18 protein-coding genes are annotated in these 22,815 nt (G+C 62.1%); 7 read left to right on the forward strand and 11 right to left on the reverse strand.

Going from position 1 to position 22,815, the window contains the following annotated elements; translation table 11 throughout:
- Positions 1-55: 55 nt before the first annotated feature.
- The 4 genes from FJ967_RS16085 to FJ967_RS16100 form a co-directional block, all read right to left on the reverse strand.
- Entirely contained in the window at positions 56-2,518 is a 2,463-nt protein-coding gene (locus FJ967_RS16085; RefSeq protein ID WP_140732797.1) for a glycogen/starch/alpha-glucan phosphorylase, read from the reverse strand.
- 133 nt (positions 2,519-2,651) lie between these two features.
- Positions 2,652-3,434: an ATP-binding cassette domain-containing protein gene (locus FJ967_RS16090; RefSeq protein WP_056563740.1), complete on the reverse strand. Its 783-nt coding sequence runs from the start codon at positions 3,432-3,434 to the stop codon at positions 2,652-2,654.
- A gap of 2 nt (positions 3,435-3,436) precedes the next feature.
- A complete protein-coding gene (locus FJ967_RS16095) occupies positions 3,437-4,498 on the reverse strand; it encodes an ABC transporter permease (protein WP_140732798.1) in 1,062 nt (353 codons plus the stop codon).
- 160 nt (positions 4,499-4,658) lie between these two features.
- Positions 4,659-5,675 carry a sugar ABC transporter substrate-binding protein gene (locus tag FJ967_RS16100; RefSeq protein ID WP_181175923.1) on the reverse strand — a complete coding sequence of 339 codons (1,017 nt, stop codon included), beginning with the start codon at positions 5,673-5,675 and terminating at the stop codon, positions 4,659-4,661.
- Positions 5,676-5,904: 229 nt separating this feature from the next.
- On the opposite strand from FJ967_RS16100, the gene FJ967_RS16105 reads away from it, so the two are divergent.
- From FJ967_RS16105 to FJ967_RS16120, 4 genes are all read left to right on the forward strand, one after another.
- Positions 5,905-7,131 carry an ROK family transcriptional regulator gene (locus tag FJ967_RS16105; RefSeq protein WP_140732799.1) on the forward strand — a complete coding sequence of 409 codons (1,227 nt, stop codon included), beginning with the start codon at positions 5,905-5,907 and terminating at the stop codon, positions 7,129-7,131.
- Complete coding sequence (locus FJ967_RS16110; protein WP_140732800.1) at positions 7,132-7,578, forward strand: RbsD/FucU domain-containing protein; 447 nt, start codon at positions 7,132-7,134, stop codon at positions 7,576-7,578. It begins immediately after the preceding gene.
- Complete coding sequence (locus FJ967_RS16115) at positions 7,575-8,498, forward strand: carbohydrate kinase (protein WP_140732801.1); 924 nt, start codon at positions 7,575-7,577, stop codon at positions 8,496-8,498. The genes FJ967_RS16110 and FJ967_RS16115 overlap by 4 nt, the downstream gene beginning before the upstream one ends.
- 229 nt (positions 8,499-8,727) lie before the next feature.
- The gene (locus FJ967_RS16120) at positions 8,728-9,870 is read left to right on the forward strand and encodes a DegT/DnrJ/EryC1/StrS aminotransferase family protein (protein ID WP_140732802.1); all 1,143 of its coding nucleotides are present in this window, start codon (positions 8,728-8,730) and stop codon (positions 9,868-9,870) included.
- 118 nt (positions 9,871-9,988) lie between these two features.
- On the opposite strand, the gene FJ967_RS16125 is transcribed toward FJ967_RS16120, so the two are convergent.
- The 4 genes from FJ967_RS16125 to cysD are packed head-to-tail and all read right to left on the reverse strand — an operon-like array spanning position 9,989 to position 14,925.
- On the reverse strand, positions 9,989-11,209 hold the full coding sequence (locus tag FJ967_RS16125) for an O-antigen ligase family protein (protein ID WP_140732803.1): 1,221 nt from the start codon (positions 11,207-11,209) through the stop codon (positions 9,989-9,991).
- A gap of 59 nt (positions 11,210-11,268) precedes the next feature.
- Positions 11,269-12,069, reverse strand: coding sequence for a 3'(2'),5'-bisphosphate nucleotidase CysQ (cysQ, locus tag FJ967_RS16130; RefSeq protein WP_181175925.1), 801 nt, complete (start codon positions 12,067-12,069; stop codon positions 11,269-11,271).
- Between the two features lie 10 nt (positions 12,070-12,079).
- A complete protein-coding gene (cysN, locus tag FJ967_RS16135) occupies positions 12,080-14,017 on the reverse strand; it encodes a sulfate adenylyltransferase subunit CysN (RefSeq protein ID WP_181175902.1) in 1,938 nt (645 codons plus the stop codon).
- A gap of 2 nt (positions 14,018-14,019) precedes the next feature.
- Positions 14,020-14,925 (reverse strand): sulfate adenylyltransferase subunit CysD, encoded by a 906-nt coding sequence (cysD, locus tag FJ967_RS16140; protein ID WP_140732806.1) that lies wholly within the window; start codon positions 14,923-14,925, stop codon positions 14,020-14,022.
- Between the two features lie 472 nt (positions 14,926-15,397).
- Between cysD and FJ967_RS16145 the strand changes: the two genes are divergently transcribed.
- Positions 15,398-16,747, forward strand: coding sequence for an O-antigen ligase (locus tag FJ967_RS16145; protein WP_140732807.1), 1,350 nt, complete (start codon positions 15,398-15,400; stop codon positions 16,745-16,747).
- A gap of 16 nt (positions 16,748-16,763) precedes the next feature.
- Positions 16,764-17,741, forward strand: coding sequence for an NAD-dependent epimerase/dehydratase family protein (locus FJ967_RS16150; RefSeq protein WP_140732808.1), 978 nt, complete (start codon positions 16,764-16,766; stop codon positions 17,739-17,741).
- Between the two features lie 33 nt (positions 17,742-17,774).
- Here the strand turns inward: FJ967_RS16150 and FJ967_RS16155 are convergent, their stop codons facing one another.
- The 3 genes from FJ967_RS16155 to FJ967_RS16170 form a co-directional block, all read right to left on the reverse strand.
- Positions 17,775-18,314: a sugar transferase gene (locus tag FJ967_RS16155; RefSeq protein WP_140732866.1), complete on the reverse strand. Its 540-nt coding sequence runs from the start codon at positions 18,312-18,314 to the stop codon at positions 17,775-17,777.
- A gap of 120 nt (positions 18,315-18,434) precedes the next feature.
- A complete protein-coding gene (locus tag FJ967_RS16160) occupies positions 18,435-19,367 on the reverse strand; it encodes a glycosyltransferase family 2 protein (RefSeq protein WP_140732809.1) in 933 nt (310 codons plus the stop codon).
- A gap of 249 nt (positions 19,368-19,616) precedes the next feature.
- Complete coding sequence (locus FJ967_RS16170; RefSeq protein ID WP_181175905.1) at positions 19,617-21,605, reverse strand: nucleoside-diphosphate sugar epimerase/dehydratase; 1,989 nt, start codon at positions 21,603-21,605, stop codon at positions 19,617-19,619.
- Positions 21,606-22,020: 415 nt separating this feature from the next.
- On the opposite strand from FJ967_RS16170, the gene FJ967_RS16175 reads away from it, so the two are divergent.
- Entirely contained in the window at positions 22,021-22,812 is a 792-nt protein-coding gene (locus tag FJ967_RS16175) for an ABC transporter permease (protein WP_140732811.1), read from the forward strand.
- Positions 22,813-22,815: the final 3 nt, after the last annotated feature.

Below are 22,815 nucleotides of genomic sequence, written 5' to 3' on the forward strand. Positions count from 1 at the left end.
TCATGCCCTAAGTCTTTTGGTTTGAGCCATATTGCTCATGGCTCATGCAATCATATCAGGCGGGCACGTTCCAGATTTCTTTCGCGTATTGGCGGATCGTGCGATCGGAGGAGAACCAGCCGACGCGCGCGACGTTGCGGATGGCGCGCGCGTACCAGTCCGGGCTGTTGCGCCAGACGGCGTCGACATCGCGCTGGCAGGCGGCATAGGCATCGAAATCCGCCGCGACCATGAACCAGTCGCTGTTGTAGAGACCATTGATGAGGTCGCGGTAGCGATTGGGATCATCCGGCGAGAAGACGCCAGACGAAACCGCCGCCACGGCCTGCGCCAGTTCAGGAGATGCCTCGATGACACCACGCGGATTGTAGCCGTTCTGGCGACGTTGGGCGACCTGTTCGGTGGTGAGGCCGAAGATGAAGATGTTGTCGTCTCCGACATGTTCCTTGATCTCGACATTGGCACCGTCGAGCGTGCCTATGGTGACCGCGCCGTTCAGCGCGAACTTCATGTTGCCGGTGCCCGACGCCTCCATGCCGGCGGTCGATATCTGCTCGGAGAGATCGGCGGCCGGCATCAGCACCTCGGCCAGGCTGACATTGTAGTTCGGCACGAACACCACCTTCAGCAGGCCGCGCACCGATGGATCGCCATTGATGACCCTGGCGACGTCATTGGCGAGTTTGATGATCAGCTTGGCATTGTGGTAGCTGGGCGCGGCCTTGCCGCCGAAGAATTTCACGCGCGGCATCCAGTCGCGCTCGGGATGCGAGCGGATCTGGTCATAGAGCGCGACCGCCTCGAGGATGTTGAGCAGCTGGCGCTTGTATTCGTGGATACGCTTGACCTGGATGTCGAAGAGCGCCGAAGGGTCGAGCTTGATGCCGAGACGGTCGGCGACCAGATTGGCGAGCCTCGCCTTGTTCTGGCGCTTCACAGCGGCGAATTTTTCGCGGAAGGCGGCGTCATCGGCCAGGGGATCGAGCCCCTTGATCGCCTCGATGTCGTCCATGAAGCGTTCGCCGATCGCCTCCCGGGCAAGCGCGGTGAGCCCCGGATTGCACTGGATGAGCCAGCGGCGCGGCGTGATGCCGTTGGTCTTGTTGTTGATGCGATCGGGATAGAGCCTGTGCAGGTCGGCAAAGACCGTCTCTTTCATCAGCTCGGTGTGCAGCGCCGACACGCCGTTGATCGAATGCGACCCGACAAAGGCCAGATTGCCCATGCGGACCCGGCGGTCGCCATTTTCCTGGATCAGCGAGATGCGGCTGATCTGCTCACCCGAAAACTGGTTGGTGGCGCGTGCCTCCAGAAGCACCTGGGCGTTGATGGCGTAGACGATCTGCATGTGACGCGGCAGCAGCCGCTCGAACAGCGGCACCGGCCAGCTCTCCAGGGCTTCGGGCAGCAGCGTGTGGTTGGTGTAGCCGAAAGTGCGCTTGGTGATGTCCCAGGCGAGATCGAAATCCATGCCGTGGACGTCCATCAGGAGCCGCATCAGTTCGGGCACGGCGATCGCCGGATGAGTGTCGTTGAGATGGATCGCAGCCTTGTCTGGCAGCGACTTGAGATCACCGTACTGGCTCAGATGCCGCTGGAGGATGTCCTGCAGCGAAGCGGTGGAGAAAAAATACTCCTGCCTGAGCCTGAGCTCCTGCCCGGCCATATGGGAATCGGCGGGATAGAGCACGCGCGACAGCGCATCGGCCTTGTTGCTTTCGGCCAGCGCCCCGATGTGGTCGCCGGCGTTGAACTTGTCGAGCAGGATCGGATCGACAGGCATGCCGGACCACAGCCGCAGCGTGTTGACGCGCTTGGCGCGCCAGCCGGCCACAGGCGTGTCATAGGCGACGGCAAGCACATGCTCGGTCGGTTTCCAGACATGCCGTTCGAGGCGACCGTCCCTGGACGTCACCGATTCCACCGAACCGCCGAAGCCGACGTCGAAGGAGCGTTCGCGCCGCTCGAACTCCCAGGGGTTGCCGTGGTCCAGCCAGGTTTCGGGCAGTTCGACCTGCCAGCCGTCATGGATTTCCTGGCGGAACATGCCGTTGGCATAGCGTATGCCGTAGCCATGCGCGGGAATGTCGACGGTGGCCATGCTTTCCATGAAGCAGGCGGCAAGCCGGCCAAGGCCGCCATTGCCAAGGGCCGCATCCGGTTCAAGCGCCGCGATGATGTCGAGATCGACGCCGAGCGACGACAGCGCCTCGCGCATATTGTCCATCAGGCCGAGATTGGAAAAGGCGTCGCGCATCAGGCGGCCGATCAGGAACTCGAGCGACAGGTAATAGACGCGCTTTTCCTGCTGGTCGTAGGCCTCTTTCGTCGCCTGCATCCAATGGTCGACGACGCGGTCGCGCACCACCTTGATCGAGGCGGTCAGCCAGTCGTGGGGCGTGGCAACGGTGGTGTCCTTGCCGACCCGGTATTTGAGCGACATCAAGACCTCTTCGGCGAGCGTCTTGGGGTCGGGATTGTCGAGAGCGGGGGCTTCGATCGTCATGGCGGATGTCATATCGCCTCTCGTTCGTTTTGCCTGATCATACCGGCTTTCACCGTTTCGCCCAGCCTATCCTAGTGCATTGCAGCATGTTTTCAATCGATTTAGAGAAGATCCCTGCCAGCTACCCCTGCGGCAAGCTCGCGGTTCAAGCCGCCAATGCTGCCTCCGGCGGCGCTTTTGCCCCGGTCATGAAGGCAACGGCGTCGGACATCGTATATTGCTTGGGATCGATGACGGCGAGGCGACGGCCGAGACGGTGGATGTGGACGCGGTCGGCCACCTCGAAGACATGCGGCATGTTGTGCGAGATGAGCACGATCGGCAGGCCGCGCTTCTTGACGTCGAGGATCAGTTCGAGCACGCGGCGGCTTTCCTTGACACCAAGTGCTGCCGTCGGCTCGTCCATGATCACCACGCGACTGCCGAAGGCGGCGGCGCGCGCCACCGCCACGCCCTGGCGCTGGCCGCCCGAGAGCGTCTCCACGGCCTGGCCGATGTTCTGGATGGTCATCAGGCCAAGCTCGGTGAGTTTGTCGCGGGCACGCTTTTCCATCGCCGGGCGGTCGAGCATGCGCAGCCATTGGCCGAGGAAGCCCGGTTTGCGGATCTCGCGGCCAAGGAACATGTTGTCGGCGATCGACAGTGCCGGCGACAGCGCCAGGTTCTGGTAGACGGTTTCGATGCCGGCTTCGCGGGCTTCCATCGGCGACTTGAAGGCGACGGTCTTGCCTTCGAGCCGGATTTCGCCCTCGTCTGGCACCACGGCGCCTGAAATCGCCTTGATGAGCGACGACTTGCCGGCACCGTTGTCGCCGATGACGGCAAGGATTTCGCCGGGGTAAAGGTCGAAGTCGGCATTGTCGAGGGCGGTGACGCGACCGTAACGCTTGACCAGGCCACGCGCGGTGAGGATGGGCTCCTGGGTCATGACTAAGCCGAAACCTTTCTGATCCATTGATCGACCGCCACGGCGCCGATGATCAGCACCCCGGTGAGCAGCACTTTCCATTGCGGATCGGCACCCAGCATGTTGAGGCCCATAGAGACGACGCCGACGATCATGGCGCCAAACAGCGTGCCCAGGATCGAGCCACGCCCGCCGAAGAGAGAAATACCGCCGATCACCGTCGCTGTGATCGCCTGCAGATTATAGTCGGTGACGGCGGCCGACGGCGAGATCGAACCGTTGCGGCCGATGGAGACCCAGGCCGCGAAGGCAGCAATCAGCCCGGCAAGAGTGTAGACCGTCACCAGCACCTTCTTGGTCTGGATGCCGGACAGTTTGGCCGCTTCCTGGTCATCGCCGACGGCGTAGACATGGCGGCCCCATGCCGTGTGATTGAGCACGTACCAGAGGAGCAGAACCAGCGCGACCATGGCGATCACGCCCGCCGTCAGAACCGCGGTGCCGACCTTGAAGCTCAAGGCGAACAGATGCAGCAAAGGCGCCTGCACGTCGACATCGGTGTCGCGGATCGTCTCATTGGCCGAATAGATGAAATTCGTGGCCATGACGATATTCCAGGTGCCCAGCGTCACAATGAAGGGCGGCAGCTTCATGTAGGCGACCAGCACCCCGTTGAGCAGCCCGCAGGCGGCGCCGGCCGCGAGCCCGATCGCCACGGCAAGCACGCTCGGCAGGCCGTAGCTGACGGCGCAATTGCCCATGATCACGGCCGAGATCACCATGATGACCCCGATCGACAGGTCGATGCCGGCGGTCAGGATGACCAGCGTCTGCGCGGCCCCCAGAATACCGACAATGGCGATCTGCTGCAGGATCAGCGTCAGCGTGTAGGACGAGAAGAACCGCCCGCCGATGGTGACGCCAAAAATGACGATGGACAGAAGCAGGACGATCAGCGGCACCGCCGCCGGCGTCGAATGCAGGAAATGCTGGATGCGCCTGACTGCCGATTTGTGCTCGTCGAAAGCGGCAACGCTTGTGTCGCTGCTCGAGAGAACCTTCTCGAATTCCTGAGCCTGAGACATGTTTCCTCCCCGTAGGGTGTCAGCCAGTCGCCGACGCCCGTCCACGCCTTTCCGGTCTGTCGCCGGGATTGTTCGCGGTCACGCGACCCATCGTCCACCCGAAGCGGTCGGGGATCAAGCCCCGACCGCCCAGGTTTCGTCCTTGCCGGTCAGGCCGGCATCAGCCCCAGCACTTGGCGAGGCCTTCCTTGGTGTCGATGGACTTGACGCCGTTGGCCGGCTTGTCGGTCACGAGGTTGACGCCGGTATCGAAGAAGTTCTTGCCTTCGGTCGGCTTCGGCTTGGTGCCGTCCTTGGCGAAAGCCGCGATCGCCTCGATGCCGAGAGCGGCCATCTGCAGCGGGTATTGCTGCGAGGTGGCGCCGATGACGCCTTCGGCGACCGACTTGACGCCGGGGCAACCGCCGTCGACCGAAACGATCAGCACCTGCTTTTCAAGGCCGACGGCCTTGAGCGCCTGATAGGCACCGACCGCTGCCGGCTCGTTGATGGTGTGGATGACGTTGATGGTGTTGTCCTTCTGCAGAAGGTTTTCCATCGCCTTGCGGCCGCCTTCCTCGTTGCCGTTCGTCACGTCATGGCCGACGATGCGGGGATCGGTCTCGTCGCCGATCTTGTTGGGGTCCTTCACGTCGATGCCGTAGCCCATCATGAAGCCCTGGTCGCGCAGAACGTCGACCGTCGGCTGCGACGGGGTCAGGTCGAGGAAGCCGATCTTGGCGTCCTTGGCCTTGTCGCCGAGCGTGGCGGCGGCCCAGGCGCCGATCAGCTTGCCGGCTTCAAGATTGTCGGTGGCGAAGGTCGCGTCGGCGGCGTCGATCGGATCGAGCGGCGTGTCGAGCGCAATCACCAGCAGGCCCGCGTCGCGCGCCTTCTTCACCGTCGGCACGATGCCCTTGGTATCGGACGCGGTGATCAGAATGCCCTTGGCGCCGTCGGCAATGCAGCTCTCGATCGCGGCCACCTGGCTCTCGCTGTCACCGTCGATCTTGCCCGCATAGGTCTTGAGATCGACGCCGAGCTCCTTGGCCTTGGCGGTCGCGCCCTCCTTCATCTTGACGAAGAACGGATTGGTGTCGGTCTTGGTGATCAGGCAGGCGCCGACGCCGGCGGCGGACGCGGATGAAGCGAACGCCATCAGGCCCAGCGCGGCCGCCGCGAAAACGGTGGACTTCAGCAGTTTCGTATTGGTCACGATATCCTCCCAGTGGAACATTTTCCGAATGCCGGCCAACCGGCACCCGCATGGCATCCAGGCGACTTCTCCCAGCGCGGATGCCCGATCAAAAAACACCAGACCAACGCGTCTGTCAATAATTAAATCACTCTTATTTATTATTGACAGCCTTGCGCCGTTCACTCATTCTGGCCCAAAAGCATTGAGGGGAAACAACGGGAGGAAAAGGGTGGAGACCGCCACTGCGAGGCATGGTTCGCCCGAAGCGAATGAGAGCCTTATTCACCGCGGCACCAATCAGAGCGGCATGCGCGACCACAATGAGCGCCTGGTGCTTTCGCTGGTGCGCCAGCATGGCAGTCTGGCCAAGTCCGACATCGCCCGCATGACCGGACTTTCGGCGCAGACGGTTTCCGTCATCATGCGCGAACTGGAGGAGGAAAGCCTGCTCGTGCGCCAGGCGCCGTTGCGCGGCAAAATCGGCCAACCCTCCATTCCCATGGCACTCAACCCCGAAGGCGCCTTCTTCATAGGCCTCAAGATCGGCCGCCGCAGCGCCGAACTCGTATTGATCGATTTCCTCGGGAACGTGCGCGCGATGCTGCAACATTCCTATCGCTACCCTGCCCCACGCGAGACGGTCGAGTTCGTCACGGCAGGCATGAAGACGATGCGCGGCGAACTGACACCGGCACAGGACAAGCGCATTGCCGGCCTTGGCATCGCCATGCCGTTCGAGCTCTGGAACTGGGCCGACACCGCCGGCGCGCCGCGCCATGTCATGGACGAATGGCGCCATCGCGACATCAGGGCCGACATCCAGTCGCAGTGCGATTTTCCGGTCTATCTGCAGAACGATGCCACCTCCGCCTGCGGCGCCGAACTGGTCTTCGGGCAGACGGGCGCGGCGCGGGACTTCGTGTATTTCTACATCGGCGCCTTTGCCGGCGGCGGCATCGTGCTCAACGGCCGGTTGTTCGGCGGTCCGACCGGCAATGCCGGTGCGCTCGGCTCCATGCCCGTGCCGGGGCCGGATGGAAAACCGACCCAGCTCATCGACGTCGCTTCGATCGCCATGCTCGAAAAAGCGCTCAACGCACGCGGCGTCGAGGCCTCGTATCTGTGGACCTCGCCCGAGGATTGGGGGGAGATCGGCACCGAACTCGACGAATGGATCGCCAGCGCCTCGCGGGCACTCGCCTATGCCATCGTGGCAGCGTCCTCGGTCATCGACTTCGAGGCCGCGGTGATCGACGGCTGGATGCCGAAGGCCGTGCGCCACAGGTTGGTCGAGGCGGTCGTGACGGCAATAGGCGCGATCGACGGCGAAGGCCTGAAACTTCCGGCCGTCCGCGAGGGAAGCGTCGGCATCCATGCCCGCGCGCTCGGAGGCGCCAGCCTGCCGCTTTCCGAACGCTTCCTCATCGGCTCGACGACGATCTCCAGGAGCGCCTGAATGCTGATCGGGATTCCGGCGCTGCTTGGTCCGGAGCTTCTGGCGACATTGCGCGCCATGGGCCATGGTGACGAGATTGCCCTGGTCGACGGAAATTATCCGGCGCAGGAGCACGCCAGGCGGCTGGTGCGAGCCGACGGCCACCACCTGATGCCGGTGCTTGATGCCATACTGACGCTGCTCCCGGTCGACGATGTCGTGCCGGAGGCACTGTTTCGCGCCTCGGTCAAAGGCGATCCTTCGCTTGCCGACCCCGTACACCGCGAGATTGAAGCGCTGTGCGCAAAGCGCGCGCCCAGCCGCAAGGTGGTTGCGCTGGCCGGCACCGACTTCTATGCACGCGCCAAGGCCGCGTATGCAATCGTGGCGACCAGTGAGCCTAGACTCTACGCCAATATCATCATCCGCAAGGGCGTGGTCCATCCGCCGGAGAGTACAAACAAATGATCCTTTGCTGCGGCGAAGCCCTCATCGACATGCTGCCGCGCACCACCACGCAGGGAGAGTCCGCCTTTGCTCCCTATGTCGGCGGCGCTGTCTTCAACAGCGCGATCGCGCTTGGCCGCCTCGGTGCGCCGGCCGGCTTCTTCTCTGGTTTGTCGTCGGACCTTTTCGGCGGACAGTTCCGCGATGCGCTTGGCGCAAGCAAGGTCAGCTCAACCTACGCGCACACCTCGCCCCGGCCGACGACGCTGGCCTTCGTGCGGCTGAACAACGGCCAGGCGACCTACACCTTCTATGACGAGAACACGGCCGGGCGCCTGCTGACCGTCGAGGACCTGCCGCAACTCGGCGGCGAGATCGAGGCGATGCTGTTCGGCGCCATCAGCCTGATCTCGGAGCCGGCGGGCTCGGCCTATGAGGAATTCATGCGGCGCGAGCATCAGTCCCGCGTCATGATGCTCGACCCCAACATCCGGCCGAATTTCATCCCCGACAAGGCCAAGCACCTCAGGCGCATCCGCGCCATGATGGCCATGGCCGACATCGTCAAGCTGTCGGACGAAGACCTCGACTGGTTCGGCGAGGCCGGCTCGCATGAGGATGTCGTGCGCAATTGGCTCGACCGCGGCCCGAAGCTGATCGTCGTCACGCATGGCAGCGAAGGAGCCGTCGGCTACAGCAAGCAGCACCGTGTCACCGTCATGCCGGAGAAAGTGAAGGTGGTGGACACCGTCGGCGCCGGCGACACGTTCAATGCCGGCATCCTTGCCTCCCTGCACGAGCAGGGCCTGCTGACGAAGACGGCGATTTCCAGCCTGTCCGAAGACGCTATCCACAAAGCGCTGGCGCTCGGCGCCAAGGCGGCGGCGGTGACGGTGTCACGAGCCGGCGCCAATCCTCCCTGGCGGCACGAGATCGGCTGAGCGGCCCTCCAGCGCGATCACTTTATGTTTCCATCCGCCGGTAAAGCGCGATAGATAAGGCGAGAGATGTGCCTTGAAGGCCGGTTTTCCGGCTTTTCAAGGCCTTATGCCGGCAAAAGACGGTAACGGGCTGCGACATCAGCGCAAATCGCCCTGCCTCCCGCCGGCTTTTTCAGCCGTGCCAAGTCTGTTACCAGCGGGCCGGTTTACTGGCAGTATCGAGGCCGACATGCAATTCATCGATCTTGGCGCGCAGCGCGAACGAATCCGCGACCGGCTGAAAGCCGCGATCGACCACGTCGTCGAGGATGGCCGCTATATCCTTGGCCCGCAGGTCGCCGAATTCGAGAAAAAGCTCGCCGCCTATGTCGGCGTCAAACATGTGGTTGCCTGCGCCAACGGCACCGATGCGCTGCTCTTGCCACTGTTTGCCGCCGGCATCGGCCCGGGTGACGCGGTGTTCGTGCCGAGCTTCACCTTCGCTGCCACGGCGGAAGTGGTGGCGCTGGCCAAGGCCGAGCCGGTTTTTGTCGATGTCGATCCAAAGACCTACAACATCGACATTGCCAGCCTCGAGGCAGCGATTGCGGCCATCAAGAAGGAAGGCCGGCTGAAGCCGAAAGCGATCATCCCCGTCGACCTGTTCGGGCTCGCCGCGGACTATGAGGCGATCATGGCTATCGCCAATCGCGAGGGGTTGTTGGTGATCGAGGACGCCGCCCAGTCGATGGGCGGGTCGCTCGAAGGCAAGATGTGCGGCGCCTTCGGCCATGTCGGCTCGACCAGCTTCTATCCGGCCAAGCCGCTCGGTTGCTATGGCGATGGCGGCGCGATGTTCACCAACGACGACGCACTGGCCGACCAGCTCAGATCCTTCGCCTTCCACGGCAAGGGCGAGACGCAGTACGACAACATCCGCGTCGGCATCAATTCACGGCTCGACACGCTACAGGCGGCGATCCTGATCGAGAAGCTCGCCATCCTCGAGGAAGAAATGGTAGCGCGGCAGGTGGTGGCCCAGCGCTACGCCGAGGGCCTCGGCGACATCGTCACCGCTGCCCGCAACCTTGACGGAAGCCGTTCGGCCTGGGCGCAATACGCGATCGAGACGCCGAAACGCGACGGCCTCAGGGCGCATCTGAGCGAAAAGGGCATCCCTTCCGTCATCTATTACGTCAAGCCGCTGCACGAGCAGGTCGCCTATCGCGACTACCCGCGCACGCCGACAGGTCTTGCTGTTTCGGAAGACCTGCCCAAACGCATCCTGTGCCTGCCGATGCATCCCTATCTCAGCGAGGCCGACCAGGACCGGATCATCGAAACGATCCGCAACTATATCGGCTCGAACTCGGCGCAGGCCGCGGCCGAATAGGGGCCGGAGGCAACCGCCATAACGATCGATGCACCGTCGCCGGTGATATTGCGCCGGCGTGGTGCTGCGCGTGCCCGTTATTCCGGCGACGCCGCCGCGCCGTTTACGGTCCAGCCGTCTATTCGGGCCGCGCCGTGGAACGGCAGTGCAGCAGGCAAATGCCGGCGATGAAGACCAAAGTTCCCAGCACCCATGACAACCAGACCCGGTGGTCGACGGAAAGTTCGATGACGGCTATGATCAGGCAGTTGCTGGCTATGAAGTGGCAGGAGCCGGTCAACCTGCGGATCATTCTTATGATCGCCGCCAAAAGCATCCCGTATACGATGATGCCCACCGCTCCCAGCTCGTACCAGAGATCGAATACGATATTGTGCGCGCTCGGGAGATCCGTCTGCGCATAATATGTAGGACTGACGACAACCCCGACCGCGTTTCGCATCGTATTGACGCCGTGGCCGAGAACCGGCCGGTCCGAGATATGGGGCGAGATCATCTGCCAAAGATCAAGCCGTGCGGCGAAGGTTCCTGGATAGAAAGCCAGCGATCCCGTCGTCTTGAGAAAGGCGAACAGCGGCGAAACGACGAAGGGGCCGATTATTGCCAAGGACAGATAGACGGCGAAGAAACCGACCAAGACCTGTTGCCGGTATTTCTCGGGAACGACAAACATGACCGCCACAAAGACAATTGCCAGATTGACGCCGGTCGATTGACCATAGAGCAAAGTCAGCACGGCAAAGAGCCCCGCAAGGCCCTTCCAGGCCAGCCCCGGCTGGGCAACAAGGATGACGGAAAAGAACGCCCCGTAGACGGTGATCTTATGGAGGGTGAAGACATTTTCCACAAATCGCGGATCCTCGGTCAAGAACGCGAAATACAGTTCCCGCCCCATCACCGACACCAGGCCGATCAACAAGCCGACCAATGAAACCCATGCGAGCCGGTCGCGTCGCGCATTCGAAAGCGCGAGGATGCCCTGAAACAGCAGGAGGGCGGCGATCGAGTAGCCAAACACGTCCTTCGCGGTGCCTATTGAGCGGCCCGCGTCGACAGACCAGAGCGCGCTCGAAAGGACAAAAGCGGACAGGAGGGCAAGCGCGACGGCGACGCCCATCGTCCCTCTGCCGAAGCGCTGACGCGTCGTCAAAATCGTGAGAGCGCCTATGAGCCCCGCGACAAGCGCCAGGACGGTCGGCGACATTTCGACAAAGATGAAAAGGGCTGGAGCAAGCACATAGAGGCCCATCCACACCCTGAGGATCAGTTCATCGAGATCGCTGGTCCATAACGGAAGTCCGCCCGAAACGACTGCATGGCATTTCTGAAAAAAAGGCATTCACTTACCGACTCAGGGAACGTCGATACAGGATAGGTCATCGACGAAAGGTTTTCACCTCAACGCTCGATACGTCCCCCGGTTGCAGCCCTGCCGCTGGCAATGAAATGCGGATTGGCGAAATCCTCGTCATCGGCCTGGTCGCGCTTGCCATAGGTCAACGGCTTGCCGTCCAGCGTACGCGTCACGCCACCGGCGGCACGCAGAACCGCATCGCCGGCCGCCGTGTCCCATTCCATGGTGCGGCCGAAGCGCGGATAGACGTCAGCCTCGGCCGCGGCGAGGAGGCAGAATTTCAGCGACGAGCCGACCGAGACGATTTCGGCGGCACCGAGATCGCGGATGAAGGCATCCGTTTCCGGCGTGTTGTGCGAGCGACTGGCGACGACCGCGAGCGGCGTCGTGGCCGCTCGCGCCGAAATCGGCCGGCGAGCGACAATGCGGTAATCACTGTCGACCTCGATCGATTCCGCCCTGCCCGGCCGGCCGGAGAAGAACCGGCCCGTGCACGGCGCGAACACGACGCCGACTTCCGGCACACCATGGCGGACAAGGGCTATGTTGACGGTGAAATCGGTCCGCCGGTTGACGAATTCCTTAGTCCCGTCGAGCGGATCGATCAGGAAGAAGGCATTGCCGAGATCGGACGGCATGACGCCGGCCGCCGCCTCTTCCTCGGCCACGCAGGGAATGTCGGGATAGGCCGAACGCAACCCTTCGAGAATGATCTTCTCGCTCTCACGATCGGCTTCGGTGACCGGCGATGCATCCGCCTTGCTGTCGACCGCGCAGCCGGTGTGGAACACGCGCATGACCTCGCGGCCCGCCGCAAGGGCGAGCCCTTCGAAGACGCCAAGCATCGCCTGATCGTCAGATACCGCCGCCATCGTCGTATTGGTCCTCGGCAATGTCGCGCTCGTTCAGCCAGTGTTCCAGGGCGTCTACCATCTCTTCGGCCGATCTGCCGAGGGTCTTCAGATGGATTTCGGGTTTTTCGGGCGCTTCGTAAGGGGAATCGACACCGGTGAAATTCTTGATCTCGCCATTCAGGGCACGGGCATAGAGGCCCTTGGGATCGCGCCTGGCGCATTCCTCGAAAGGCGTGTCGACAAACACCTCGATGAACTCGCCATCGGCCATCAACTCCCTGGCCATGCGCCGTTCCGCGCTGAACGGCGAAATGAAAGAGACGATCACGATCAGCCCGGCATCGGCCATCAGCTTGGCGACTTCGGCGACGCGGCGAATGTTCTCGACGCGATCGGCGTCGGTGAATCCGAGGTCGCGGTTGAGACCATGGCGGACATTGTCACCGTCCAGGATATAGGTGTGCCGGCCGGTGGCGAACAGCTTCTTCTCGAACAGGTTGGCGATGGTCGACTTGCCCGAACCGGAAAGTCCGGTGAACCAGAACACGGCGGGCCGCTGGTTCTTCATGTCGGCGCGCACGCGCTTGCCAACGTCGAGCGATTGCCAATGGATGTTCTCGGCCCGGCGCAGCGAGTGCACGATCATGCCGGCGCCAACCGTGGCATTGCTGATGCGGTCGACCAGGATAAAGGCGCCGGTGGTGCGGTTCTCGCCAAACGGATCGAAGGCGATCGGCGCACGCGTCGAGATGTTGCAGATGCCAACTTCATTCATCTCAAGCGACTTGGCCGCTTCATGGGCAAAGTCGTTGACATTGATGCGGTATTTCAAGTCGGTGACGGTGGCACTGGTCTGATCCGTCTCGGTGCGCAGGATGTAGGAGCGGCCCGGCAGGAGCGCATGCTCGTCGAACCAGACGATGTTGGCGGCGAACTGGTCGGCGACCTGCGGCCGCGCGGCCGGAGAAACCAGCATATTGCCCCTGGAAACCTCGACCTCGTCGTCAAGGACGAGCGTTATGGCCTGGCCGGCGACCGCCTGCGCGAGATCGCCGCCATGAGCCACGATGCGCTTCACATGCGAGGACTTGCCCGACTTGGCGACGACCACCTCGTCGCCTTGCGCGATGGTACCGGAGGCGATTGTACCGGCAAAACCGCGAAAATCGAGATTGGGCCGATTGACGTACTGCACCGGAAAGCGAAACGGCAGCTCGGCCATGGCTTCGTCGACCGAAACGGTTTCGAGATGCTCGATCAGAGTCGGGCCGGCGTACCATTGCGTCTTTTCGGAGCGGCTGCTGACGTTGTCGCCGTAGCGGGCAGACATCGGGATCGGCGCGATGGTCTGGAAGCCGAGATCGCGTGAGAACTGCCGGTACTCCTCGACGATCCTGTCGAAGACCGCCTGGTCGAAATCGACGAGATCGATCTTGTTGACCGCCAGCACGATGTGGCGGATGCCGAGCAGCGAGGCGATGATCGAATGCCGCCGGGTCTGGCGCAGCACGCCCTGACGCGCATCGATCAGCACGATCGCCAGATCCGCGGTCGAGGCGCCGGTTGCCATGTTGCGGGTGTACTGCTCGTGGCCGGGCGTGTCGGCGACGATGAATTTACGCTTGGGCGTGGCGAAGAAGCGGTAGGCGACATCGATGGTGATGCCTTGCTCGCGCTCGGCCTCGAGGCCGTCAACCAGCAAGGCGAAATCGATATCGTCGCCCGTCGTGCCGTGCTTGCGCGAGTCGCGCTCCAGCGCGGCGAGCTGGTCCTCGAAAATCTGCTTGGTGTCGGACAGCAGGCGTCCGATCAATGTCGACTTGCCGTCGTCCACCGATCCGCAGGTCAGGAAGCGCAGCAGCGACTTCTTCTCCTGCGCGGCCAGATAATCGCGGACGCCGTCCGTGGGAGCGAGGCTCTTTGCCATGATGTGGCGCATGGTCAGAAATACCCCTCGCGCTTCTTCTTTTCCATCGAACCGGCTTCATCGCGGTCGATCAGGCGGCCCTGCCGTTCGGAAGTGCGCGCCGTCAGCATCTCGCCGACAATGGCTTCGAGCGTGTCGGCATCGGATTCGATGGCCCCGGTCAGCGGATAGCAGCCAAGCGTGCGGAACCGCACCAGCCGATCCTCCACAACTTCGCCGGGGCGCAGCTTCATGCGATCATCATCCTTGAGGATCAACATGCCGTCGCGCTCGACCACCGGCCGCCGCTTGGCGAAATAGAGCGGCACGATCGGAATGTTTTCCTGCAGAATGTACTGCCAGATGTCGAGTTCGGTCCAGTTCGACAGGGGAAAGACGCGGATCGATTCACCTTGCGCGATGCGCGTGTTGAAAATCTTCCACATTTCCGGTCGCTGATTCTTGGGGTCCCACACATGCTGGGCATTGCGGAAGGAGAAGATGCGCTCCTTGGCGCGTGACTTTTCCTCGTCGCGACGGGCACCGCCAAAGGCGGCATCGAAGCCGTATTTGTCGAGCGCCTGGCGCAGTGCCACGGTCTTCATGACGTGGGTATGCGTGTTTGAACCATGGTCGAACGGATTGATGTTGTCGCGCACGCCGTCTTCGTTGACGTGAACCAGAAGGTCAAAGCCGAGCTTCTGCGCCATCTGATCGCGAAATGCGATCATCTCACGAAATTTCCAGGTGGTGTCGACGTGAAGAAAGGGGAATGGCGGCTTGGCCGGATAGAATGCCTTCATCGCCAGATGCATCAGCACCGATGAATCCTTGCCGACGGAATAAAGCATGACCGGCTTGGTGAAGGCTGCCGCGACCTCGCGGAATATGTGGATGGACTCGGCTTCAAGCCGCTGCAGATGCGTAAGCGCTGATGTCATGGACCGTGAGTGTTCTCTCGTGTCTTGCAACAGAAGACCCTGCGTCAAATCGTCGAGCATTTCCACGCCCGGTTCACGCTTCGCTTCTGGACAAACTTGTTTCGTGCGGGCGTTCTAGCAGATCGTCGCAGCCCAGAACAATGCAAGACGAGCCCGGCAACGGTCGGTTCGAGAATGAATTTTCCACGACTGTGGCAAAACCCGGAAATTTCTGCTTACAGAGCTTTCAGCCCGGAAAAGGCGGGAAAAATATTGCCTGAGAGAGCACCGCGGCAGGTCAACTGCTCCCGCCCCCGGGTTTTCGGCGGCAGTCGATCCAGGCGCACTATCGAAACGGCAGCCCAGCCGCTATACGCTTTTTCAGAGCGGGCAAGGCAGGCGAAGAAGCAGAGGCAATTTCGAGGCGGGCACATTCGGTTTCCCTGACCAGGGTGTGCCGCACCAAATCTCTCGAGAACAGCGGGTCCGAAAATTGAACCGGCTTTCGTCCATAAGGCAACAATTCACGCCTTCGCGGATCAATATCTACTTTTCGGTTGCCTGCTTCTTTTCTCCGCCGGTGTTGGGATCGGTGGTCAGCTTCGTGTTCAATGGCGGCGGCTTGTGGTCCGTGCTGTTGATCGCCTCCGGGAAAAGACGCTTCAATGTCGACCGGGCGATGATGGCACTGACGATCGCGATCTATGCCTACTGCGCAAGCAATGTCCTGGCATCCATCGCCAACGGCGCGATCGTCAACGACGCCCGGCATCTTGTCCCGCTGGTCACCTTCCTGTTTTTCCCCATCTCCTATTCGACCTGGAGCATTTCGCAAAAGACAATGCTCGTGCGCATCATCGTGCTGGCCAGCATGGCAGCCTGTTTCGGCGCCCTGCTGCTGGCGGTCTACCAGCAATACCGGTTTGACATGCGCGCCGAGGGCGGAGCCGGCAACGCGATCGTGTTCGCGGAGGTGCTCTGCCTTGCGGTGCTGATGTGCGGTGCGGGTGCCGTCTCCGGACTGGAGAAATACAGGATCGCCCTCATCTGCGCCGCGCTCGGCGGAACGATCGCCATCATCTATTCCGGTACGCGTATCGTGTGGCTGGCACTGTTGATTGCCGGCATCGCCATTCTGCTGATCAACCAGCAGAGGCTGAAAGGCAGAAATGCCGCTCGCATCCTTTTGCTGCTGGCCGCGATTGCGGTCGCGATCGCCATCTTAGGCTTCCAGACGATAGCGGGGCGTATCGAATTTCTACATTCCGACTGGGATGCGCTGGCGGCCCATGGCGACCACACGACGGCTTTGGGCTCGCGCGTCGCCCTTTGGGATATCGGCCTGAAGGCATTTCGGGAGAGGCCCTTGTTCGGCCATGGGGTGGGCGCCACCAGTTCCTTGATCAAGCAGGGCTTTCAGGAGCAGTTCGGGATGGACGAGGGCTTCAGCCATTTCCACAACGGCTTCCTGACCACCCTGGTGCAAGCGGGGATCCTGGGGGCGCTGACGCTGGCGGCGATCTTTGTGGTTGCCGCCAGGAATGCCGCCCTGGTCCTTCGCGACAGCGCCGATCCGATCGAGCGCTTCGGCGCCACGATGATTGTCGTCCTCGTGATCACCTATCTGACCGCCGGAATGACGGGCATCCTGATCGGCCATGACATTCTGGATTCGGTCTTCATGGTCTTCCTGGTGTCGGGAACATATCTCGCCAGCGGGCGCCAGGCCGCCTTGGTGGAAGCCGAGACCACATTGCCGGCAAACGGCCAAGCCGTCCCATCAATGACGGAGGCCCCATCAAAGACGGAGGCTTTGACACCTCCGCCGGCCACCACCCGATAGCCGGTCCGGGCGAGGCATGAAAGTTCTGGTGACGGGCGCGACGGGCTTAATCGGCCGCCAGGTGGTCCATAGGCTTCGTGAGGCCGGTGTCGAGCTTCGCCTCGCCTCCCGCCGGCCGGAGAGACTTGCGCCGCAGAGACTTGAGCCGGATAGACTTGGGCCGGAGTCCGACATTGTGCCGATGCCGGATTTCGATGCGCCGGCTTCGGCCTTCCTGGCACTGACCAGGGATGTTACCGCGGTCGTCCATTGCGCGGCTTTGAACAATGATCAGGGAAATGCCACCGAAGCCGATTTCCGCGCAGCCAACGTGCAATTGAGCGCGAAGCTGGCGCATGCCGCCGCCGCGCAGGCGAGCGGACGGTTCATCCTGTTATCCTCGATCCGGGCCGTGATCGGCGCACGAGCCAGCGCCAAGGTCGACGAAGACACGGTCCCTGCCCCGCAGGACGCCTACGGGCGCTCCAAACGTGAAGCGGAAATCGCCGTTCTGGATGCCTATGCCTCCCACGGCCGGTCCGACGCCGCCATATTGCGGCTGCCTCCGGTCTACGGGATCGGCATGAAAGGAAACCTGGCGACGCTGATGCGGCTTGCCGATACGGCCCTGCCGATCCCGACGGGCGCACTGACGGCCAGCCGCTCGCTGCTGTCGTCGCAATCGGCGGCACAGGCGGTCTGGCACCTGCTTTGCCATCCCGAGCCGCTGCACCCAATCTATACCGCGAGCGACGTACCGCCGGTTTCGGTCGCCGCCATCATCGCGGCCTTCCGCAGCGGTCTCGGGAGGCCGGCGCGCCTGATGGCCATGCCGGCCGGGCCGATGCGGGCGGCTGCGATGCTGATTGGCAAGCGGACGTTCTGGGAGAGTCTGACCGCGACACAGATATGCGACCCTTCCCTGCTTGCCTCAGAAGGCTGGCGACCGGAAACCGGCACGCTGCAGCGGCTGACCGAGATAGCGCGGCTCTCTGGGACCCGACCTCCCGTTTGAGCGGCCCAAAGACCGGCTTCCGCCTTCGGATGCTCAGCCGCGATAGAGTGTGCCAACCAGAATCCGGAGGTCGAGCCAGAACGACGCCGTCCTGAGATAGACGGCATCGGTTTCGGCCAGACGCTGCGGGTCCGACATGTCGATACCCCTGATCTGGGCGAGACCCGTCATCCCCGGCAGCGCCTGTAAAACCCCCAGACGCCTGCGGCATTCGATCAGTTCGGTCTGGGTCGGCAGGCAGGGACGCGGCCCGACCAGGCTCATTTCGCCGCGCAGGACATTCCAGAGTTGCGGCAGTTCGTCGAGCTTGAATTTCCGCAAGGTCTTTCCAGCCGATGTCACGGCACTCACCGGGGTCTCATGCGAAGGTAAGGACGGCGTTCCCTGGTACATCGTCCTCAATTTATGGCAGCGGAAAAGCGCGCCTTCACGGCCAATCCGCGTTTGTGAAAAAATCACCGGACCTGGCGACGATGCCCGCACGGCAAGGACGGACAGCAACAGGATGGGAGAGGTTGCCACCAGCAGCACGGCCGCACCGGCACGATCGAAGATTTTCTTGGCTATGTTCATGAAGTGGCCGATCGGGCTCCCTGCCAGGACTTCACGCGGCATCGCGAGCGAAGCCCGTCCATCGGCCGGCGTAGCATGCGGCCGCCTCCTGACCAAGCGCACCGCGCGGTTGCCCGATATTCAGATCCGACCGAGCACAAAGGCGAGATAGAGCCCAAGGGTGCCGGCAAGGGTCTGCCGGTAAACCCCGCTTTGGCGCAAGGCGCCCAAACGTTGGAAAAGGGTACCTTGCCGACCGTTGGCGAACAGGTCGAGGCATGCCAACGCATCCAGGGTCAGGAGATCGCGATTGACGGCAAGACCGGCAAGATTGAGATCGGTCCAGTCCGCGAACTGGCCCTTGAACAGGCGGCCGAGCCGCGAGAGCCGCGCCGGCCACGAAGCATTGGCGCCGACCAGGTTTGCCGCATGCTGGCGGTAACGCACCAATGGCCGCGGATCGTAGCGGACGACTCCACCGGCGCCGGTAACGACCAGATAAGTCCACCAATCGTGACTGACGAAGCCGGTGCGCGCGCAGGCCCTGGCCAACAGGTCGCGCGCGGCGCGGTTGAGCAGCATGGTGTTGCCGCCGGCAATGCTCTGCACCAGCGCGTTGCGGAAGGATGGCGGACGGCCAAACAGCGGCGAATGGCCGACCAGGCTTCCGGTTTCGGTCATAGTCGCGGTTCGCGAGCAGGCCATCAGCGGAATGTCAGCGTCAAATGCCTGCATCCAGCCAAGGGCGCTTGCGAGCCTGTCCGGCTCCCAGACGTCGTCCTGGTCGCTGAAGGCGTAGCAATCCGCTTCGATGCGCGGATCGAGGATCATCGACCGGAAGTTGGCGGCAAAGCCTTGCCGCGGTCCCTCCACCAATGTGATCCGGCCTTTCGTCCAGCGGGGCTTCCAGGCTTCGACGATTGCAGTCGTGCCATCGGCGGAGCCGTCGTCGGATATCCAGAGATCGACCAGGGGATGGGATTGCGCGAGCAACGATTGCATCTGCTCGTCGATGAAGGCGGCGCCGTCCTTCGTACCCATCAGCACCGCAATGCGCAGATCCGTCTTACCCACTGATGTCAAACGCCTTGTCGCACGAGGTTTTTGCGAGCCACGAACCGCACTTTTCCTGGAATTGCCTGTCTCTTGCTTTCACGCAATTCCGGACGGAAAACCGCTGCGCACTTTTCCTGGAATTGCCTGTCTCTTGCTTTCATGCAATTCCGGACGGAAAACCGCTGCACACTTTTCCTGGAATTGCCTGTCTCTTGTTTTCACGCAGTTCCGGACGGAAAACCGCTGCGCACTTTTCCTGGAATTGCTCTAGCTCGCCTGCCCTACCGTCTTCGGGACCGCATCCTGCCGCGCGTTCGCTCTTGTCTTGGTTGCGCGGTCGAGATCGGCCAGGATGGCGAGAGAGGCAGCCTTGTCCTGACTCTTCATCGATTGCTGCAGCGCCGCCAGTGCTGCCTGGACGTCCGACCACTGCGCGACATCGGTGCTCAGGCCAAAAATCTTCTCAATGCTGAGTTCGACCAGCTCCTCGTCTTCGCCGTGAAGGGTCTCGTGGAGCTTCTCACCCGGCCTGATGCCCGTGAAGCGGATTGGAATGTCCGTATAGGGGCTTTTTCCCGACATGCGGATCATCGTTTCGGCCACTTCGAGGATCGGCACGGGCTTGCCCATGTCGAGCATATAGACCGCGTAGTCCTGGTCGGCCGGCCGCGACGCGGCATCGGCCGCCGACATGATGACGAGATCGACCGCTTCGGCGACAGTCATGAAATAGCGCGTCATGCGCCGGTCCGTTATGGTGACTGGCCCGCCGGCCTCGATCTGGGCCTGGAATATGGTCGCCACTGAGCCATTGCTGCCGAAGACATTGCCGAAGCGGACCGCGATGAACTTGGTGGCCGGGCGGCGTCCGCCCGGCTCGCCGGCCGGCGTGCCATGCAAGGCGCTGACGATCTGTTCGGCGGCGCGTTTGGTCATGCCGAGGACCGACGTCGGATCGACGGCCTTGTCGCTCGAGACCATGACGAACTGCGCCACGCCGCACCTGGCGGCGACCTCGGCGCAAACGAGCGTGCCGAAGACATTGGTCTGGATGGCCGATTCCCAGTTCTCCTCCAGCAGCGGAACATGCTTCAGCGCCGCGGCATGGAAGATGATGTCGGGTTTGAATTCCGTGACGACGCGCGTCATCTGGCGGCGGTCCGCGACATCGACGATGCGGACCTTGAGGCGGTCATGGTCCTTCTCGTTGACATACTGGCTCAACTGGAAGATGCCGAATTCGGAATTGTCGGCGACCAGCACAGCCTCGGCGCCAAGCTCCACCGACCGCTTGACCAGCGTTCGCCCGATGGAGCCGGCGCCTCCGGTGACCAGGACGCGCTTGCCGCCGACGAAGGCACCGATACGCTCGATGTCTGACGGCACGGTCGGGCGGCGCAGGATCGTTTCCATCTCGACGGCATCGAGAACGAGCTTTCCCTCCTGGCCGAGCTGCGAAAGCCCCGAGAATTGCACGACCGCGATGTCGCCGTGACGCGCGACGCGAACAAGTTCGGAATACTCTTCGATCTCATGCTCGGCGCCGCTGCCGAAGATCAGCAGGTCGAGGCTCTTGGTGCCGGTCGCATAGTCCTCCAGGACATCGACCAGTCGCGGCCGGGTCGCCACCACCGGAACGCCCTGAATGCGCGTGCCAAGCGGCGCGCCACGCTCGGTCGCCATGATGCCGGCGATGGTATAGTCGGCGGGTTGCGCCGTGCGCGTGAAACGGATGATCAGGTCGGCCTCGCCGAGCCGCCCGACGAACAGTGCCTGCTTGGCCCGCGCCCTGTCATCCCTGCCGTTCAGCACACCCCAGCTCGCGCCGTCACGCAGGAAGCGGTAGAACAGCCGGGGCGCCGAGATGATGGTGAAGGAGACGAGGAAGAAGACGATGAACTGGCGCTCGTTGAGGCCCGCGACCGGCTGGAAGGAACGCACGACCATCGAAACCGCGTAGAGCACAAATGTCAGGATCGCGCAGCTCTTCAAGATGTTGAAGAAATCAGGCGTCGAGGCGAAGCGCCAGACCGTGGTGTAGAGGCCGCAATACCGGAACAGCAGATGGCTGATGAGCACGATGCTGGCCCAGGTGACAAGGCCCTGCCTGGAGAGCGCCTCGAACGACAGATCCGACCGCGACAGGACAAGGCTGAGCGCCACGGCGACCAGGACCATGGCCACGTCCTGGACCATGATGACGGCGCGCCGCACCTGCGGCCTCAATCCGAAGACGGCTTCCAGATAGGAATTCATTGGACGGGACTAGACTCCAGGCTTTTCGGCATGGCCACCAGCAAAATGCGAACACGAAATCATCCGTGGCCGTCACAATTCCAAGTAGCATTTCCGGCCCCCGCCGTGCTGTATCGCATACTGCGGGGTGCGAGGCATAGCCAGATGTTTTTTTGGGAAGAACGGCGGTCAACAGGAACACGAAGCCCGGTTCGCGGAAAATTGTCGCGAGTCAGAATTAGAAATTGCTCATAAACAGCCGCAGCCCATCACGATGTGTGCCCAGTTTTGCCGCAGTTGACTCCGCGCTGGACCTCGTTACGACGCAATGCGTTGCCATATGCCCGTCGAAATGTCTATTAGAGATGGGCTTGGTGGTTCGCTACGAATAGCGAAGGATAACGCGTCGGAACAACGGATTGCGATACTACCAACTATGATTGCAGTACTAAACGGCGCTTTTGACGATATCTCCAAGGCCGTGAGGTTGTACCGGGTCTGGATTGCGCTTGCCCATGAGGACATCGGCGACCAGCATAGGCGTACGACGCTCGGCCCACTCTGGATGCTGGTCAATTATTTTGCCTTCGTCAGCACATTCGTGTTTGTTTTCGTAACCAAGGACGCCAGCAACCCAAGCTATCCAGCCTATGTGGCCATCGGCATGCTGGTATGGTTCTATCTCAGCGAAATCATTACCATGAGCGTGTCACTCTTCCAGCGCGAAGCGAGCTTCATTCAAGGCACGACCCTGCCATTGTTTGTCTATGTGATGCGCTTGACGATGCAAAGCATCATCCGGGCTGGCTATTCGCTGGCGGGTTGCGTTCTTATCCTGCTGCTGAGCGGTCAGGGCATCGACACGAACTGGCTGCGATCATTGCTGGGTCTGTTGCTCATCGTCTTGGCAACCCCTGCATTTATCATGGTCTTCGCATTCCTGGGCGCTTTCTTTCCCGATAGCGAGTTCATTGTGGGGAACTTGATGCGGGTGGGCATGTTCCTGACACCGGTCTTCTGGGTCTATAGCGGGCAAGAAGGCATTCAAAAATATGCCTATCATTGGAACCCGTTCACCTATTTCCTGGAGGGCGTGCGCGAGCCGATCACTGCGGGTATATTCCCGACCCATGCCCTGGTGGTGACAGGGTATATCTGTCTCGGCACCTGGGTGCTTGCGCTGCTTCTGCTGGGCCGTTATCGCAAGCGCATCGTTTTCCTGATCTGAGCC

It is taken from the genome of Mesorhizobium sp. B2-3-4 (genome assembly GCF_006442315.1).
In the GTDB taxonomy this organism is placed as follows: domain Bacteria; phylum Pseudomonadota; class Alphaproteobacteria; order Rhizobiales; family Rhizobiaceae; genus Mesorhizobium.